At 72.3% G+C, this 14,823-nt stretch carries 16 protein-coding genes; 8 read left to right on the top strand and 8 right to left on the bottom strand.

Translation table 11 applies throughout. The annotated features are described in order from the left end of the window. Positions 1-3: 3 nt before the first annotated feature. The gene (locus AB0L75_RS20575) at positions 4-984 is read right to left on the bottom strand and encodes a carbohydrate kinase family protein (protein WP_365182690.1); all 981 of its coding nucleotides are present in this window, start codon (positions 982-984) and stop codon (positions 4-6) included. A 132-nt stretch (positions 985-1,116) separates the two neighbouring features. Here AB0L75_RS20575 and AB0L75_RS20580 point away from each other — a divergent pair, with 132 nt between their 5' ends. Further along, on the top strand, positions 1,117-1,326 hold the full coding sequence (locus AB0L75_RS20580; protein WP_365182692.1) for a hypothetical protein: 210 nt from the start codon (positions 1,117-1,119) through the stop codon (positions 1,324-1,326). A gap of 102 nt (positions 1,327-1,428) precedes the next feature. Then, positions 1,429-3,063 carry a hypothetical protein gene (locus tag AB0L75_RS20585; RefSeq protein WP_365182694.1) on the top strand — a complete coding sequence of 545 codons (1,635 nt, stop codon included), beginning with the start codon at positions 1,429-1,431 and terminating at the stop codon, positions 3,061-3,063. A gap of 88 nt (positions 3,064-3,151) precedes the next feature. Here AB0L75_RS20585 and AB0L75_RS20590 read toward each other — a convergent pair whose 3' ends face one another. Beyond that, positions 3,152-3,508: an iron-sulfur cluster assembly accessory protein gene (locus AB0L75_RS20590; RefSeq protein ID WP_030340884.1), complete on the bottom strand. Its 357-nt coding sequence runs from the start codon at positions 3,506-3,508 to the stop codon at positions 3,152-3,154. Positions 3,509-3,772: 264 nt separating this feature from the next. Between AB0L75_RS20590 and nadA the strand changes: the two genes are divergently transcribed. Next, the gene (gene nadA, locus AB0L75_RS20595; RefSeq protein ID WP_365182696.1) at positions 3,773-4,957 is read left to right on the top strand and encodes a quinolinate synthase NadA; all 1,185 of its coding nucleotides are present in this window, start codon (positions 3,773-3,775) and stop codon (positions 4,955-4,957) included. Positions 4,958-5,044: 87 nt separating this feature from the next. Here the strand turns inward: nadA and AB0L75_RS20600 are convergent, their stop codons facing one another. The 4 genes from AB0L75_RS20600 to AB0L75_RS20615 form a co-directional block, all read right to left on the bottom strand. Then, on the bottom strand, positions 5,045-5,722 hold the full coding sequence (locus AB0L75_RS20600) for a response regulator transcription factor (protein ID WP_365182698.1): 678 nt from the start codon (positions 5,720-5,722) through the stop codon (positions 5,045-5,047). Next, entirely contained in the window at positions 5,719-6,951 is a 1,233-nt protein-coding gene (locus AB0L75_RS20605) for a histidine kinase (RefSeq protein ID WP_365182700.1), read from the bottom strand. Before AB0L75_RS20605 ends, AB0L75_RS20600 begins: the two co-directional genes overlap by 4 nt. A 104-nt stretch (positions 6,952-7,055) precedes the next feature. Continuing rightward, entirely contained in the window at positions 7,056-7,334 is a 279-nt protein-coding gene (locus AB0L75_RS20610; RefSeq protein ID WP_365182702.1) for a hypothetical protein, read from the bottom strand. A gap of 33 nt (positions 7,335-7,367) precedes the next feature. Next, the gene (locus AB0L75_RS20615; protein ID WP_365182704.1) at positions 7,368-8,159 is read right to left on the bottom strand and encodes a PspA/IM30 family protein; all 792 of its coding nucleotides are present in this window, start codon (positions 8,157-8,159) and stop codon (positions 7,368-7,370) included. 290 nt (positions 8,160-8,449) lie between these two features. Between AB0L75_RS20615 and AB0L75_RS20620 the strand changes: the two genes are divergently transcribed. The 3 genes from AB0L75_RS20620 to AB0L75_RS20630 all read left to right on the top strand — a co-directional run bounded on the left by AB0L75_RS20620 (position 8,450) and on the right by AB0L75_RS20630 (position 11,000). Then, positions 8,450-9,076: a DUF3043 domain-containing protein gene (locus tag AB0L75_RS20620; RefSeq protein ID WP_365182706.1), complete on the top strand. Its 627-nt coding sequence runs from the start codon at positions 8,450-8,452 to the stop codon at positions 9,074-9,076. A gap of 83 nt (positions 9,077-9,159) precedes the next feature. Then, entirely contained in the window at positions 9,160-9,861 is a 702-nt protein-coding gene (locus AB0L75_RS20625; protein ID WP_365182708.1) for a methyltransferase domain-containing protein, read from the top strand. A 56-nt stretch (positions 9,862-9,917) separates the two neighbouring features. After that, positions 9,918-11,000: a trypsin-like peptidase domain-containing protein gene (locus AB0L75_RS20630; protein WP_365182709.1), complete on the top strand. Its 1,083-nt coding sequence runs from the start codon at positions 9,918-9,920 to the stop codon at positions 10,998-11,000. A gap of 52 nt (positions 11,001-11,052) precedes the next feature. Here AB0L75_RS20630 and AB0L75_RS20635 read toward each other — a convergent pair whose 3' ends face one another. Beyond that, on the bottom strand, positions 11,053-11,268 hold the full coding sequence (locus AB0L75_RS20635; protein WP_365182711.1) for a hypothetical protein: 216 nt from the start codon (positions 11,266-11,268) through the stop codon (positions 11,053-11,055). 80 nt (positions 11,269-11,348) lie between these two features. Between AB0L75_RS20635 and AB0L75_RS20640 the strand changes: the two genes are divergently transcribed. Beyond that, on the top strand, positions 11,349-12,551 hold the full coding sequence (locus tag AB0L75_RS20640) for a bifunctional adenosylcobinamide kinase/adenosylcobinamide-phosphate guanylyltransferase (protein ID WP_365182713.1): 1,203 nt from the start codon (positions 11,349-11,351) through the stop codon (positions 12,549-12,551). A gap of 35 nt (positions 12,552-12,586) precedes the next feature. Here AB0L75_RS20640 and AB0L75_RS20645 read toward each other — a convergent pair whose 3' ends face one another. Then, positions 12,587-13,588 carry a class I SAM-dependent methyltransferase gene (locus tag AB0L75_RS20645; RefSeq protein ID WP_365182715.1) on the bottom strand — a complete coding sequence of 334 codons (1,002 nt, stop codon included), beginning with the start codon at positions 13,586-13,588 and terminating at the stop codon, positions 12,587-12,589. Between the two features lie 133 nt (positions 13,589-13,721). Here AB0L75_RS20645 and cobT point away from each other — a divergent pair, with 133 nt between their 5' ends. After that, a complete protein-coding gene (cobT, locus tag AB0L75_RS20650) occupies positions 13,722-14,801 on the top strand; it encodes a nicotinate-nucleotide--dimethylbenzimidazole phosphoribosyltransferase (protein ID WP_365182717.1) in 1,080 nt (359 codons plus the stop codon). Positions 14,802-14,823 lie beyond the last annotated feature (22 nt).

Below are 14,823 nucleotides of genomic sequence, written 5' to 3' on the forward strand. Positions count from 1 at the left end.
CCGTCAGTCCCGGCTCAGGTGCGCCTGGACCTCGGCAGCGGCCTCATCGCCGTACGCCTTGGTGAACCGCTCCATGAAGTGGGCCCGCCGCAGCTGGTACTCCTGCGTCCCCACCGTCTCGATGACCAGCGTCGCCAGCATGCAGCCCACCTGGGCGGCGCGCTCCAGCGAGACACCCCACACCAGTCCCGACAGGAACCCGGCGCGGAAGGCGTCGCCGACACCCGTGGGCTCGGCCTTGCGCTCCTCCTCGGGGCAGCCGACCTCGATGGGGTCCTCGCCGACCCGCTCGATCCGTACGCCGCGCGAGCCGAGCGTGGTGACGCGGTGGCCGACCTTGGCCAGGATCTCGGCGTCGGTCCAGCCGGTCTTGGTCTCGATGAGACCCTTCTCGTACTCGTTGGAGAACAGGTAGGTCGCGCCGTCCAGCAGGACGCGGATCTCGTCGCCGTCCATCCGGGCGATCTGCTGGGAGAAGTCGGCGGCGAAGGGGATCCCGCGGGAGCGGCACTCCTCCGTGTGGCGGAGCATGGCCTCGGGGTCGTCGGCGCCGATGAGGGCGAGGTCGAGGCCGCCCACGCGGTCGGCGACGGTCTTCAGCTCGATGAGGCGGGCCTCGCTCATCGCGCCGGTGTAGAAGGAGCCGATCTGGTTGTGGTCGGCGTCGGTCGTGCACACGAAGCGGGCGGTGTGCAGCGTCTCGGAGATGCGGACCGACTCGGTGTCCACGCCGTGCCGGTCGAGCCAGGCGCGGTACTCGTCGAAGTCGAAGCCGGCGGCGCCGACCAGGATCGGCTGCGTGCCGAGCTGACCCATGCCGAAGGCGATGTTGGCGGCGACGCCGCCCCGGCGCACGTCGAGGTTGTCGACCAGGAAGGAGAGCGAAACCGTGTGCAGCTGGTCCGCGACGAGTTGGTCGGCGAAACGGCCGGGGAAGGTCATGAGGTGGTCGGTGGCGATGGAGCCGGTGACTGCGATGCGCACGACGGGGAATCTCCTGCGGGAGGCTGGATTGACAGTTCACGCTACCCGGTCCGGCCGCCGGCGCTGTAGGTGGCGAAACTACCCGATAGTAGATCTTTCTTCGCGGGCTGGAGCAGGCCTACGGTGCGTGTCATGACGAATCTCAGATTCCGCTCGACCGCTCCGGCCGACCTTGAGGGTGGACTCGCCGCGCTGCGCGGTGACTGCGCCCGGATGGCTCCGCACTGGAAGGTTCCCGAGCACGCCGAGTCCCGGCCGGTGCCGCCGTCCCTGATCCACGGGGTGACCGTGCCGGACAGGTCCGCGCGGCTGCTGGACGCGATGTCGGACTACGGCGACTGACCCGCCGGGCGCGTCTCGCCGGGAACCGCACGCTCCCCTCCCGCGTCCCATCGCCGTCCCCCATGCAGGGGATGCGGGATACGACCAGCGAGGAGCGATGCGGTGAACACCGAGGGACCCGAGAACCGCGAGCACGCCGAGGGCTCCGAGCACGCCGAGAGCAGCGGGAGCGCCGGAAGTACTGAGAGCGCAGGGAGCCACGAGGGCTTCGAGGACTCCGGGACTCCCGAGCCGACGGCCGCCCCGGCGGCGGACGCGACCGACGCCACCGCCGCCGAGGGCGCGTACGGCGGCGAGGACGCGGAGGACCGGCCGGGTGCGCGGCGCCGGTCGCGGCTCGCCGTCCTCTCCGTCGCCGCGGCCGTGCTGCTGGTCGGCGGCGGTGGCGCCTACCTCGCGGCGAACAGCGACGCGGGCGGCCGTACGGGCGGCCCCGGTGCGCGCGGCGGGGCCACTCCCCCACCGCTCGCCCTGGACGGCTTCAGCGGCGGGGGCGGTATCGCTCCGGGCGAGCCGGACCCGTACGGCGCGACCTATGTGGCCGGCGGCGAGCTGCCGGCCGGGCCCGGCTCCGCGCCGGTGTACGTGCCGAAGGGCGAGGTCGGCGAGGACGCGGTGGCCCGGCTGGCGAAGGCGCTCGGCGTCGACGGCACGCCGGTGGCCGGGGGCGCGATCTGGCGGGTCGGCGGCAAGGACGGCACCGGCCCGAGTCTCCAGGTGAACCGGGACGCGCCGGGCAGCTGGAGCTTCAGCCGGTATGCGCCGGGCACCGACAACTGCAAGAAGGGTGTCCTCTGCACGCACGACCCGATGGGCCCGACGGGCAGCCCGGTGAGCGTGTCCAGGGCGACCGCGGCCGCGGCACCCGTGCTGAAGGCGGCCGGGCTGGACGACGCGAAGGTCGACGCGAGCCAGGTCATGGGCGCCCAGCGGGTGGTCAACGCCGATCCGGTGGTCGGCGGGCTGCCGACGTACGGCTGGACGACCGGCCTGACCGTGGACCGGCAGGGCGAGCTGGTCGGCGGGCACGGGCTGCTCGGGGCTCCGGTGAAGAGCGACACGTATCCCGTGCTGAGCGCCGCGAGCACGCTGAAGCTGATGAACGCGGCGCCGAAGGGCGACCACCGGATGGGGATCGGCGGCTGTGCGAGCCCGATGCCGCTGAAGGACCGGCTGGAGCAGCCCTGCGGGGGCTCCACGGGGGTGCCGAAACAGGGGGCCGACCGGGTCACCGTGGACAAGGCGGTGTTCGGGCTGGCCGCACACTCCGTCGCCGGGCGGCAGACGCTGGTGCCGTCCTGGCTGTTCGACGTGCGGGAGCCGGCGGACCAGGGCGCGTCCACGGTGACGTATCCGGCGATCGACCCCCGGTACCTGGCGTCGACGACGGCTCCCTCCGGCGGGCCGAGCAACGGGCCGAGTACGGCGCCGAAGCCGCACACGGTGAAGGTCACCGGCTACACGGCCGACGACCGGGAGCTGAACGTGAGCTTCTTCGGCGGGGTGTGCGCCGACTACCAGGCGTCCGCGCGGGAGAGCGGCGACCGGGTGACCGTGACCGTCACCGAGCGGCCCTGGCCGGACAAGGTGTGCGTACTGATCGCCAAGGAGTACGTGAAGACCGTGAAGCTGGACGCGCCGCTGGGCGGGCGGACGGTGGTCGGCAGCGACGGCAAGCCGATCCCGCAGGCGAAGCCGGGCTCGCTGAGGCCGGACGCGTCGGCGCGGACCCGCTAGTGCCCCGGTACTACGACGAAGGCGGCGGCCCCCCGTGCTGGGGGGCCGCCGCCTTTCTCGGGCCGTCGGCCGGTGCCGGTCCGTCGGCTCAGCTGAAGGAGTCGCCGCAGGCGCAGGAGCCGGTCGCGTTCGGGTTGTCGATCGTGAAGCCCTGCTTCTCGATCGTGTCCACGAAGTCGACGGTGGCGCCGCCCAGGTACGGAGCGCTCATGCGGTCCGTGACGACCTTGACCCCGCCGAAGTCCTTCACCACGTCGCCGTCGAGCGAGCGCTCGTCGAAGAAGAGCTGGTAGCGCAGGCCGGAGCAGCCGCCGGGCTGGACGGCGACACGCAGCGCGAGGTCGTCGCGGCCTTCCTGGTCGAGCAGGGCCTTGACCTTGGCCGCGGCGGCGTCGGTCAGGATGATGCCGTCGGTGACGGTGGTGGTCTCGTCCGATACGGACATCTACATCTCTCCCGGGTTGTACGGAGACTGCTTGCCGACGAGTGCAACCGGCACTTCCGCGGATTCATTCCGGGCCGGGCAGTCGCGTTGTCGCGTTCTTGCTTCCTTCTTCATGCTCGCACATGCCCCACGGCGGCGGCAGCGGCCTGTGGAGGGAGCCGGGCGGGATTCATGTCACATCGACGTTATGGCCATCGTCAAAGTGACATGAACCAGTTATGATAGATAGCGTCAGTTAGACGAAAAGTAGAAAGGGTGCGTGACGTGACCACCGCCCAGACCCCGGATCTCGACGTGCAGCCGACTCCGCTCGCCCTGCTGTTGCTCGGCCGTGACGCCGACCCGAAGAGCGAGCGGGGCGTCGAGTGCCCCGGCGACCTGCCCTCGCCGTCCGACCCGGACCTGGTCGAGCGCGCCCGCGCGGCCAAGGAGAAGCTCGGGGACAAGGTCTTCGTGCTCGGCCACCACTACCAGCGCGACGAGGTCATCCAGTTCGCGGACGTCACGGGCGACTCGTTCAAGCTGGCCCGGGACGCGGCCGCCCGCCCGGAGGCCGAGTACATCGTCTTCTGCGGTGTGCACTTCATGGCCGAGTCGGCGGACATCCTCACCTCCGAGGACCAGAAGGTCGTCCTGCCCGACCTGGCCGCCGGCTGCTCCATGGCCGACATGGCGACGGCCGAGCAGGTCGCGGAGTGCTGGGACGTCCTGACCGAGGCGGGCATCGCCGAGCAGGTCGTTCCGGTCTCGTACATGAACTCCTCCGCCGACATCAAGGCGTTCACCGGCAAGCACGGCGGCACGATCTGCACCTCGTCCAACGCCAAGCGGGCGCTGGACTGGGCCTTCGAGCAGGGTGAGAAGGTGCTGTTCCTGCCCGACCAGCACCTCGGCCGCAACACCGCCGTCCGGGACATGGGCATGTCCCTGGACGACTGCGTCGTCTACAACCCGCACAAGCCGAACGGCGGTCTGACGGCGGACGAGCTGCGGGCCGCGAAGATGATCCTGTGGCGGGGTCACTGCTCGGTGCACGGCCGCTTCGACCTGGACTCGGTGAACGACGTGCGCGCCCGCATCCCCGGCGTGAACGTGCTGGTCCACCCCGAGTGCAAGCACGAGGTGGTCGCCGCCGCCGACTACGTCGGTTCGACCGAGTACATCATCAAGGCCCTGGAGGCCGCCCCGGCCGGCTCCAAGTGGGCCATCGGCACGGAGCTGAACCTGGTCCGCCGGCTGGCGAACCGTTTCGCGCCCGAGGGCAAGGAGATCGTCTTCCTCGACAAGACGGTCTGCTTCTGCTCGACGATGAACCGCATCGACCTCCCCCACCTGGTCTGGACGCTGGAATCCCTCGCCGAGGGCAACCTGGTCAACCGCATCGAGGTCGACAAGGAGACCGAGGCCTTCGCCAAGCTGGCCCTGGAGCGGATGCTCGCACTGCCGTAGGGCTTCAGCGGCACCTACACCGAGGCTCGGCCCGCCGGACGCGGGCCGAGCCTCGGTGTGGGGTTGTCGTAGTCGCCCGGGGCGGGATCAGTCCGTCCTCGGACGTACCAGACCCGACTCGTACGCGATCACCACGAGCTGTGCCCGGTCGCGCGCGCCCAGCTTGGCCATGGCCCGGTTGACGTGCGTCTTCACCGTCAGCGGGCTGACCTCTAGACGCTCGGCGATCTCGTCGTTGGAGTGGCCGCCCGCGACCTGGACGAGTACCTCGCGCTCCCGGCCGGTGAGCGCGCCGAGCCGCTCGGAGCGGGCCGGGTCGCGGCCGTCGTCGTCGCCCTGGGCGAGGAACCGGGCGATCAGCCCCTTGGTCGCCGTCGGCGACAGCAGGGCCTCACCACCGGCCGCGACCCGGATGGCGTTCAGCAGCTCCTCCGGCTCGCTGCCCTTGCCGAGGAAGCCGCAGGCGCCCGCACGCAGGGCCTGGACGACGTAGTCGTCGACCTCGAAGGTGGTCAGGATGACCACGTGGACCTCGGTGAGGGAGGGATCCTCGCTGATCAGCCGGGTCGCGGCGAGACCGTCCGTGCCCGGCATCCGGATGTCCATGAGGACCACGTCGGGGCCGTGCTCCTTCGCCAGCCGCACCGCATCGGCCCCGTCGGAGGCCTCCCCCACCACCTCCATGTCGGGCTCGGAGTCGACCAGCACCCGGAATGCGCTGCGCAGCAGTGCCTGGTCGTCGGCGAGCAGGACACGGATCGTCATGCGGGCTCCCCCGGGGCCGTCGTACGGGTCTCGCTTCGGGTCTTGAGGGGCAGGATCGCATGGACGCGGAAGCCGCCGCCGTAGCGGGGTCCGGTGGTGAGGGTGCCGCCGAGGGCGGTGACCCGCTCGCGCATGCCGAGCAGTCCGTGCCCGCCGCCGGCCCCGGGCACCCCGGCCGCGCCCGCGCCGTCGTCCAACACGGTGACCTCGATGTTCGGCCCGACGCGTACGACGCTGACCTCGGCCTTCGCCGCCGGCCCCGCGTGCTTCTGGGCGTTCGTCAGGGCTTCCTGGATGATCCGGTACGCGGCCAGGCCGACGGCGGCGGGCAGTTCGGTGCCCTGGTCGGCGCGGGCCACCGCCACCGGCAGGCCCGCGTTGCGGAACGTGTCGGCCAGCTCCTGAAGGCGGCTCAGGCCGGGGGCGGGCTCGGTCGGGGCCTCGGGGTCACCGGACTGACGGAGCAGGCCGACGGTGGCCCGCAGTTCGTCGAGGGCGGAGCGGCTGGCCTCGCGGACATGGGCCAGGGCCTCCTTGGCCTGGTCGGGCCGCTTGTCCATGACGTGCGCCGCCACCCCGGCCTGCACGTTCACCAGGGCGATGTGGTGGGCGACGACATCGTGCAGATCCCGGGCGATCCGCAGCCTCTCCTCGGCGACCCGGCGGCGGGCCTCCTCCTCACGGGTGCGTTCGGCTCTCTCCGCCCGCTCCCGGATGGCCTGCACGACCGCGCGCCGACTGCGTACGGCGTCCCCGGCGGTGGCGCCGATGCCGGTCCAGGCGAGCACGCCCAGGTTCTCCTGCGCGTACCAGGGCAGCGGGCCGCCGAGCATGGCGGCGGCCGTCAGCACGGTCGTGGTGAGCAGGCCGAGGCGCCAGGTGGTGGTGCGGTCGGTGGTCGAGGCGACGGTGTACAGGGCGATGACGGCGGCCATCGCGACCGGGGCGCGGGGGTCGCCGGTGACGGACTCGATCACGGAGAGGGTTCCGGTGACGGCGAGGACCGTCCTCGGGGCGCGGCGGCGGAAGGCGAGGGCGGCCGCGGAGAGCACCATGAGGAGCATGCTGAGGGGGTCGGGACTGCGGACGCCCCAGGTGACGCCGTTGTCGCTGCGGGGCGTCACGAAGGATCCCGCGATCATGCACACGAGCACGGCGGCGGCGATGGCCGCGTCCAGGGCCCAGGGGTGGGCCTTGAGGCTGCAGCGGGCGCGGTCGAGAGTGCTCACGGGTGACCACAGTACGGGGGCTGCGCAGTGCCCTGTGCTGCCGCCGGCCGGGGGTCCCGCTCGCATGGACGCGGACCCCGTGGCGGCGAGCACCCCCGACGGGGCTACCCCGGAATCAGCCCGTCGTCCCTGAGCATCTCCTGGACCTCCGCCAGCGAGGCGTCCGGGGAGGGAAGGATCAGTTCCGAGGGTTCCAGCGCGTCGTCCGGGAGCGGGGTGCCGAGACGGCGGACGGCGTCCAGGAGCGCGGCGAACGTGCGGCGGAAGGCCGCCTCGTCGCCGGTCTCCATCTCCGCCAGCAGCTCGTCGTCCAGCTTGTTCAACTCGACGACGTGGGAGTCGTCCAGGCGCACCTGGCCCTCACCCATGATCCGTACGATCACGTCGGCCTCCTCGGCTCGGCCCCCGGTGCCGGACTACTGCTTGTCGAAGCGCGGGGTGTCCTGCGGCTGGTGCTGGTTCTGCCCCTGGCCGGTGCCGCCCTCGATGGCCTGCTGCGGGGAGCCTCCGGCCAGCTCGGCCTTCATGCGCTGCAGTTCCAGCTCTACATCCGTACCACCGGAGATGCGGTCCAGCTCGGCGGCGATGTCGTCCTTGGCCATGCCGCTCGGGTCGTCGAGGGCACCGGAGGCGAGCAGCTCGTCGATGGCGCCGGCCCGGGCCTGCAGCTGGGCGGTCTTGTCCTCGGCGCGCTGGATGGCGAGGCCGACGTCGCCCATCTCCTCGGAGATGCCGGAGAAGGCCTCGCCGATGCGGGTCTGGGCCTGGGCGGCGGTGTAGGTGGCCTTGATGGTCTCCTTCTTCGTACGGAACGCGTCCACCTTGGCCTGCAGGCGCTGAGCCGCCAGGGTGAGCTTCTCCTCCTCGCCCTGCAGGGTGGTGTGCTGCGTCTCCAGGTCGGTGACCTGCTGCTGGAGGGCGGCGCGCCGGGACAGCGCCTCGCGGGCCAGGTCCTCGCGGCCGAGCGCGAGCGCCTTGCGGCCCTGGTCCTCCAGCTTGGTGGACTGCTGCTGCAACTGGTTGAGCTGGAGTTCCAGGCGCTTGCGGCTGGTCGCCACGTCGGCGACACCGCGGCGCACCTTCTGCAGCAGCTCCAGCTGCTTCTGGTACGAGTAATCGAGGGTCTCGCGCGGGTCCTCGGCCCGGTCAAGGGCCTTGTTCGCCTTCGCGCGGAAGATCATCCCCATACGCTTCATGACACCGCTCATGGGCTTCGCGCGCCCCCTTCTGACGGACTCCAGCTCACAGATCCTGCGACAGGACCCACAGTACGGGCCCTGACTCCATTACCGCACTGTTCGGGGACGGATACGCTCATCCCCAAGGACGACTGCGGACGGTATCGCTCCGGCGTGAGGAGTAGGTGGCCCTCGGGCTGGGCCCTTCCGAGGCCCGTCGATGACCGCCGGCGACCGCCGGATGAAGCGCCTGCAACGTCCCCTCTGTCCCTCTACAGACGTCCGGTGTTGCCGGATCGTTCCCCGCCCGGCTGGGGTCCATGCCGGTGAAGCCCTTACCCTTGGGTTTTGTGTTCCGTAGCCGTGCCAAGGACGAGAAGGCACCCGCCGACAAGACGCCGGTAGCCGACTCCAAGCAGCCCCGTGACCCGCAGGCCCCGAAGGGCAGGCCCACGCCCAAGCGCAGTGAGGCCCAGTCCCAGCGGCGCAGCGTGGCCAACACGCCGACCAATCGCAAGGAGGCCGCGAAGCGCCAGCGCGAGGAGCGGCGTCAGGCCCTGCAGCGGCAGCGCCAGGCGCTGGCCACCGGTGACGAGCGCTATCTGCCCGCCCGGGACAAGGGCCCGGTCCGCAAGTTCGCCCGCGACTGGGTGGACTCGCGGTTCAACGTGGCGGAGTTCTTCCTGCCGCTCGCCGTGGTGATCCTCGTGCTCAGCGTGGTGCGGGTGCCGGCGATCCAGTCGATCGCGCTGCTGATGTGGCTGGTGGTGATCGTGCTGATCGTGGCGGACGCGGCGTTCAGCGGGTTCCGGCTGAAGAAGCGGCTGAAGGAGCGCTTCCCGGACCAGAACACGCGCGGAGCGGTCGCCTACGCCCTGATGCGGTCCCTGCAGATGCGCCGGCTCCGGCTGCCGAAGCCGCAGGTCAAGCGCGGAGAGCGGCCCTGAGCGCAGACGCCTTCACACCGGGCGCGGCCCAGTCCTGGCTGAACAAGCTGGGAAGCCTGCGTGATGTCGTACGCCAGGAGCTGGTGGCCCGGCAGCTCGACGAGCAGATAGCGGGGCGGTTCCCGGTCGGGCAGCGGCTGCGGGTGCTCGACGTGGGCATGGGCCAGGGCACGCAGGCGCTGCGGCTGGCCCGGCTCGGTCATCAGGTGACCGGGGTCGAGCAGGACGCGACGATGATCGCCGCCGCGCGCGAGGCGCTGGCCGCGCAGCCGGAGGGTATCCGCGAGCGGGTCCGGCTGGTCGAGGGCGACGGGCGGGACACCGGTGTGCACTTTCTGCCGGGCGGCTTCGACGTGGTGCTGTGCCACGGCGTGCTGATGTACGTCGACGAGCCCGATCCGCTGCTGGCGGGCCTGGCCCGGATGCTCGCGCCCGGCGGGCTGCTGTCCCTCCTCGTCCGCAACGGCGACGCGCTCGCCATGCGCGCGGGCCTGTCCGGCGACTGGCCGGACGCCCTGGCCGCCTTCGACACCCTCTCCTACCGCAACCGCCTCGGCCTGGACGTACGGGCCGACCGGCTGGCCTCCGTCAGCGCCACGCTCGCCGGGATCGCCGCCCCGCTGCACGCCTGGTACGGCGTGCGGGTCTTCACGGACACGGCCGCGGACGACGCGCCGGTCCCGGAGGACCTGGAGCCGCTGCTGGCAGCCGAGGAGCGGGCCGGGCGCACCGACCCCTACCGCGGGGTGGCGGCACTGCTGCACCTGTGCGGTGTCCGGGGCTGAGCCCGTTCGGGGCAACACCACGGGCCGGTCGCTCACCCTCCGGTGAGACTCGGGACATGGACGCTTCCCGTACCCGTGCCCTCGGCAGGGCCGTGGCCGCCGCCGCGCTGGTGTGCTGCGCCGTCCTCGCCGCCGGCTGCTCCCCCTCCGCATCCCCGGCCGCGCAGGACACCGACACCGACACCGCGGCGACCGCGCGGGCGGCCCTGCCGATGGCCGCGAACGATCTGCAGAGCGACTACCAGAAGGTCATCAAGAACGTCCTGCCGTCGGTCGTGCAGATCCAGGCGAGCCACGACCTGGGCTCCGGGGTGGTGTACGACGACAAGGGGCACATCGTCACCAACGCGCACGTGGTCCGGTCGGAGAAGACCTTCAAGGTGACCACGGCCAACAGCGAGGAGCCGCTCACCGCGAGCCTGGTGTACTCCTACCCGCAGCAGGACCTGGCCGTGATCAAGCTGGACAAGGTGCCGTCCGGGCTCAGGGCGGCGACCTTCGCCGACTCCGAGAAGGTGGAGGTCGGCCAGATCGTGCTGGCCATGGGCTCGCCGCTCGGGCTGTCGTCCAGCGTGACCCAGGGCATCGTCTCGGCGACCGGGCGGACCGTCAGCGAGACCGCGGGCGGGGGTACGGGCGCGACCATCGCGAACATGGTGCAGACCTCGGCCGCCATCAACCCCGGCAACAGCGGCGGCGCCCTGGTCAACCTGGACGGGCAGATCATCGGCATCCCGACGCTCGCCGCCGCCGACCCCGACCTCGGGGGCAGCGCGGCACCCGGCATCGGGTTCGCCATCCCGGCGTCCATGGTGAAGACGATCGCCGACCAGATCATCAAGAACGGCAAGGTCGTCGACTCGGGGCGGGCCGCGCTCGGCATCACCGCGCGGACCGTGGTGGACGACCACTACCAGCCCGCCGGGGTGGCCGTGGTCAGCGTCAAGAGCGGCGGCTCGGCCGACAAGGCGGGCCTCAGACCGGGCGACATCATCACCAAGCTGGATGACGTGCCGATCAACACCATCACCTCCCTCTCGGAGGCGCTGGCGGCGGACAAGCCGGGCCAGAAGACGACGGTGACGTACCAGCGCGCCGGCGCCGAGAGAACGGCGAACGCGACGCTGGGCGAGCAGTGAGCAGGGGTACGGCCCCTGGGCCGTACCCCTCGCGCCGTACCCCTCGGGACGGTTACCCCTCGTCGGCGTGAAGGCTCATCGGACCCGCGTAGATCTCGGTGCCGTCCTCGAACAGCCGCGCCTGGTCCACACCGCCGTCCAGCAGCGCCCGCCACTCCTCGCCGATCCAGGACTCGGCATCCCCCTGCGTGGTGAACTCCTCGGGCTGCACCGGGGGCTGGACCTCCGTCCCGTCGGCCTTCTCGAATCGCCACGTCCATGCCGTCATCTGGGCCTCCTTTGATCCCACACCTGCTGGAAGACTAGCCGGAAGCGCAAGACCTGATCAGACAGGCGAAAATCGATTCCGTGGAAGTGACTCTGCTCGGTACCGGCGCCCCGGCCGGACTGCCCCGCCCCGACTGCCCCTGTGCCGCCTGCGCGACCGCGCTGGGGCCGGACGCCCGGGCGGCGACGGCCGTGCTGGTGGACGGGACGCTGCTGCTCGACCTGACGCCGGGCGTGGCGTTCGCGGCGGCGCGGGCCGGGCATTCGCTGAGCGGGGTACGGCAGGTGCTGCTGTCGCATCCGCACGACGGTCCGGCGGTGGAGGTGCCGGCCGGGCTGCCGCAGCCCGTGCGGGTGCCGGACGGGCGGGAGTTGGCGCTGCTGACGGGGCATCGGGTGCGGGCCGTGGCGATGGACGCGGGCGGCACCGGGTACGCGGTGACCGGGCCGGACGGGCAGCGGCTGCTGTATCTGCCGCCGGGCGGGGCGCCGGCGGGTCTGGAGGCGGCGACGGCGGAGCCGTACCACCTGGTCCTCGCGGACGTCGTGACCCGCCCGGACGCGCTGGCCCGGCTGCGGGCGGTCGGCTCGGCCGGTGCGACGACGGACGTGGTCGCCGTCCACCTCGACCACGATGTGCCGCCCGGCGCGGAGTTGCGGCGCCGGCTGGCGGCGGCCGGGGCGCGGGCGGTGCCGGACGGTACGACGCTGGCGGTCGGCGCGTACGAGGACGTGCCGGACGTACCGCGCCGGACGCTGGTGCTGGGCGGGGCGCGCTCGGGCAAGTCGGTGGAGGCCGAGCGGCGACTCGAGTCCTTCCCGGACGTGCTGTACGTCGCGACGGGCGGGACGCGCGGCGGGGACACCGAGTGGGCGGAGCGGGTGGCCGCGCACCGGGAGCGGCGGCCGGGGTCCTGGCGTACGACGGAGACGACGGACCTGGTGCCGCTGCTGCGCGAGGACGGGCCGCCGTTGCTGATCGACTGTCTGTCGCTGTGGCTGACCGACGTCATGGACTCCGTGGGGGCGTGGGACGACGCGGAGTGGGCGGGCGGGGGCGAGAAGTCCCTGCGGGAGCGGGTGCGGGAGCTGGCGGACGCCGTGCGCGGGACTCGGCGGACCGTTGTCGCCGTGTCCAACGAGGTGGGGTCGGGGATCGTGCCGGCGACCGCGTCCGGGCGGCGGTACCGGGATGAACTGGGGCGGCTGAACGCGGCGTTCGCCGACGAGTGCGAGCAGGTTGTGCTGGTGGTGGCGGGGCAGGCGTCGGTGCTCCGGGGGTGAGCGGGTGCCCGCGCCGGCGGGGCGCCCGCCCGCGGTCAGCGGACGGGCTTGCGGGCCACGATCCTGTAGGCGTTGGAGAACGAGGTGTGGCGGAGCAGCGGGGCCAGCAAGTGCTCCACCGCGGACGCCGCGGCCAGCACAGGCGCCGCGAGAAACCTCAGCACGGCATTGCGGGCCGAGGCCAGGGCGACGGCGCCTGAGAGGTCGTAGGGGATGTGCGCGGCGCGGCGGTCCGTGACGAGGATCGTGCAGCCCAGGGACACCAGCTCCGCACGCAGGTTCGCCAGCGGCACCAGGTGCAGGTGGCGGGGCTGGCCGTAGGGGAGCCAGCGTCTGCCGAGCAGCGTGGCGAACGCGCAGCGCGGGTCGGCGACTTCCACGACGAGGTGGCCGCCGGGGCGGAGGACCGCCAGGGCCGCGCGGAGTTCGGCGCGCGGGTCGGGCGTGTGCTCCAGATGGCGGAACATGCTGACGACGTCGTAGCGGGCGCGCAGCCGGGCCGTCGTTCCGGGGGTGGTGAGGTAGCCGCGGTGGGCCTCCTCGACCCGCTCCTCCAGTTGCGCCTGCTGGACCCGGGCCGTGGGGTCCAGGCCGTCGAAGCTCGTGTACGGGAAGAACTCCTTCGCCGCCTCGGGGAAGCCGGCGTGGCCGGTGCCCACGTCCAGCCAGCTCTCCGCCTCGGCCAGCGCCGACAGCTTGTACGCGGCGGCCCGGTGCCGGCGGCTGACCGCGCGGGCGGACAGGACGCGGGCGGTGAACTCCTCCAGGTGCCGTTCGTAGAAGTCCCGGTGGTAGAAGGCGAGGCCTTCCGCCGTGAGCCGGGGGTTCTGGAAGGTGTGGGCGCAGTCCCGGCACCGGTCGACGACGAACGCGCCCGGCCGGTGCCGCAGCGGGTCTTTCGCCCGCAGCCGGGTGCGCAGCCGTGCGGAACCGCACCAGGGGCAGGTCTCTCGGCGCGGTTCGAGGAACGGGTCGGAGGAGTGTGGGGGGTTCCCCTTCCCGGGAAGGGGCTTCGGGGTGACGGGCGAGGTCGACATGGGCGGCTCCCTGAGCGACATTCCGCTATAAACCGGAAAGTATGGGATCACGATCTTGGGCGCAATGACGTCATGGGTGTGTGGTGGCCATGTGGCGCGGGCGCGTTCGTTCTCTGGCGGTACTGTTCGGCGAATGAGCAGGCTTAATCTGGACGACTTCACCGATCTGATCGAGCGCCCGGACGGGGGCGTGCGCCGTGACGCCGAGGCCCGGCGGGAGCGCCAGATCGTGCCGCCCGGGGCGCTGGGCCGCCTCGACGAGCTGGGTGAGTGGCTTTCCGCCGCGCAGAGCGCCGTACCGGTACGGCCCGTCGAGCGGCCGCGGGTGATCCTCTTCGCCGGTGACCACGGCATCGCCGAGCTGGGCGTCTCGGCGCGGCCCGCGGGCGGCGCGGAGCAGCTGGTGCGGGCGGTGCTGGAGGGCGCGAGCCCGGTGTCCGTGCTCGCGCGGCGCCAGGAGGTGCCCGTACGGATCGTGGACATGGCCCTGGACTGCGCTCCGGACGCCTTCCCGGAGGATGTCGTACGGCACCGGGTGCGGCGCGGCAGCGGCCGTATCGACATCGAGGACGCCCTCACCCTGGAGGAGGCCGAGGCGGCGCTGCGCGCGGGTGTCGCCGTGGCCGACGAGGAGGCCGACTCGGGTACGGACCTGGTGGTGCTCGGTGACATCAGCGTGGGCGGGACCACGGCCGCGGCGGTGCTGATCGCCGCGCTGTGCGGGACCGACGCGTCGGTGGTGACCGGGCGGGGCGGACTCGCGATCGACGACCTGGCATGGATGCGCAAGTGCGCGGCGATCCGGGACGCGCTCAGGCGGGCGCGGCCGGTGCTCGGGGACCAGTTGCAGCTGCTGGCGACGGTGGGCGGGGCGGACCTCGCGGCGATGACCGGGTTCCTGCTGCAGTGCGCGGTACGGAAGCTGCCGGTGATCCTGGACGGTGTCGTGGCCTCCGCGTGTGCGCTGGTCGGGCAGCGGATCGCCTTCCGGGCGCCGGACTGGTGGCTGGCCGGGCACGACAGCGGGGAGCCGGGGCAGGCGAAGGCGCTGGACCGGATGGCCCTGGAGCCGCTGCTGGAGCAGGGGGTGAAGGTCGGCGAGGGCGCGGGTGCGCTGCTGGCCCTGCCGCTGGTGCGCAGCGCTGCCGCGTTGGCCGCGGAGCTTCCCGAGAAGCCGGAGGCCGAGAAGGAGCCGGAAGTGACCGAGGAGTAGTCGGGTTTCGGCCGGTTCGGCA

It is taken from the genome of Streptomyces sp. NPDC052101 (assembly GCF_040680235.1).
In the GTDB taxonomy this organism is placed as follows: domain Bacteria; phylum Actinomycetota; class Actinomycetes; order Streptomycetales; family Streptomycetaceae; genus Streptomyces.

What these genes read in the sequence shown, in the direction of transcription:
- AB0L75_RS20580 (WP_365182692.1), top strand. Translation starts at nt 1,117, where the DNA reads ATGACGAATCTCAGATTCCGCTCGACCGCTCCGGCCGACCTTGAGGGT.
- AB0L75_RS20590 (WP_030340884.1), bottom strand. Translation starts at nt 3,508, where the DNA reads ATGTCCGTATCGGACGAGACCACCACCGTCACCGACGGCATCATCCTG.
- AB0L75_RS20600 (WP_365182698.1), bottom strand. Translation starts at nt 5,722, where the DNA reads ATGACGATCCGTGTCCTGCTCGCCGACGACCAGGCACTGCTGCGCAGC.
- AB0L75_RS20615 (WP_365182704.1), bottom strand. Translation starts at nt 8,159, where the DNA reads ATGAGCGGTGTCATGAAGCGTATGGGGATGATCTTCCGCGCGAAGGCG.
- AB0L75_RS20620 (WP_365182706.1), top strand. Translation starts at nt 8,450, where the DNA reads ATGCCGGTGAAGCCCTTACCCTTGGGTTTTGTGTTCCGTAGCCGTGCC.
- AB0L75_RS20630 (WP_365182709.1), top strand. Translation starts at nt 9,918, where the DNA reads ATGGACGCTTCCCGTACCCGTGCCCTCGGCAGGGCCGTGGCCGCCGCC.
- AB0L75_RS20635 (WP_365182711.1), bottom strand. Translation starts at nt 11,268, where the DNA reads ATGACGGCATGGACGTGGCGATTCGAGAAGGCCGACGGGACGGAGGTC.
- AB0L75_RS20645 (WP_365182715.1), bottom strand. Translation starts at nt 13,588, where the DNA reads ATGTCGACCTCGCCCGTCACCCCGAAGCCCCTTCCCGGGAAGGGGAAC.
- cobT (WP_365182717.1), top strand. Translation starts at nt 13,722, where the DNA reads ATGAGCAGGCTTAATCTGGACGACTTCACCGATCTGATCGAGCGCCCG.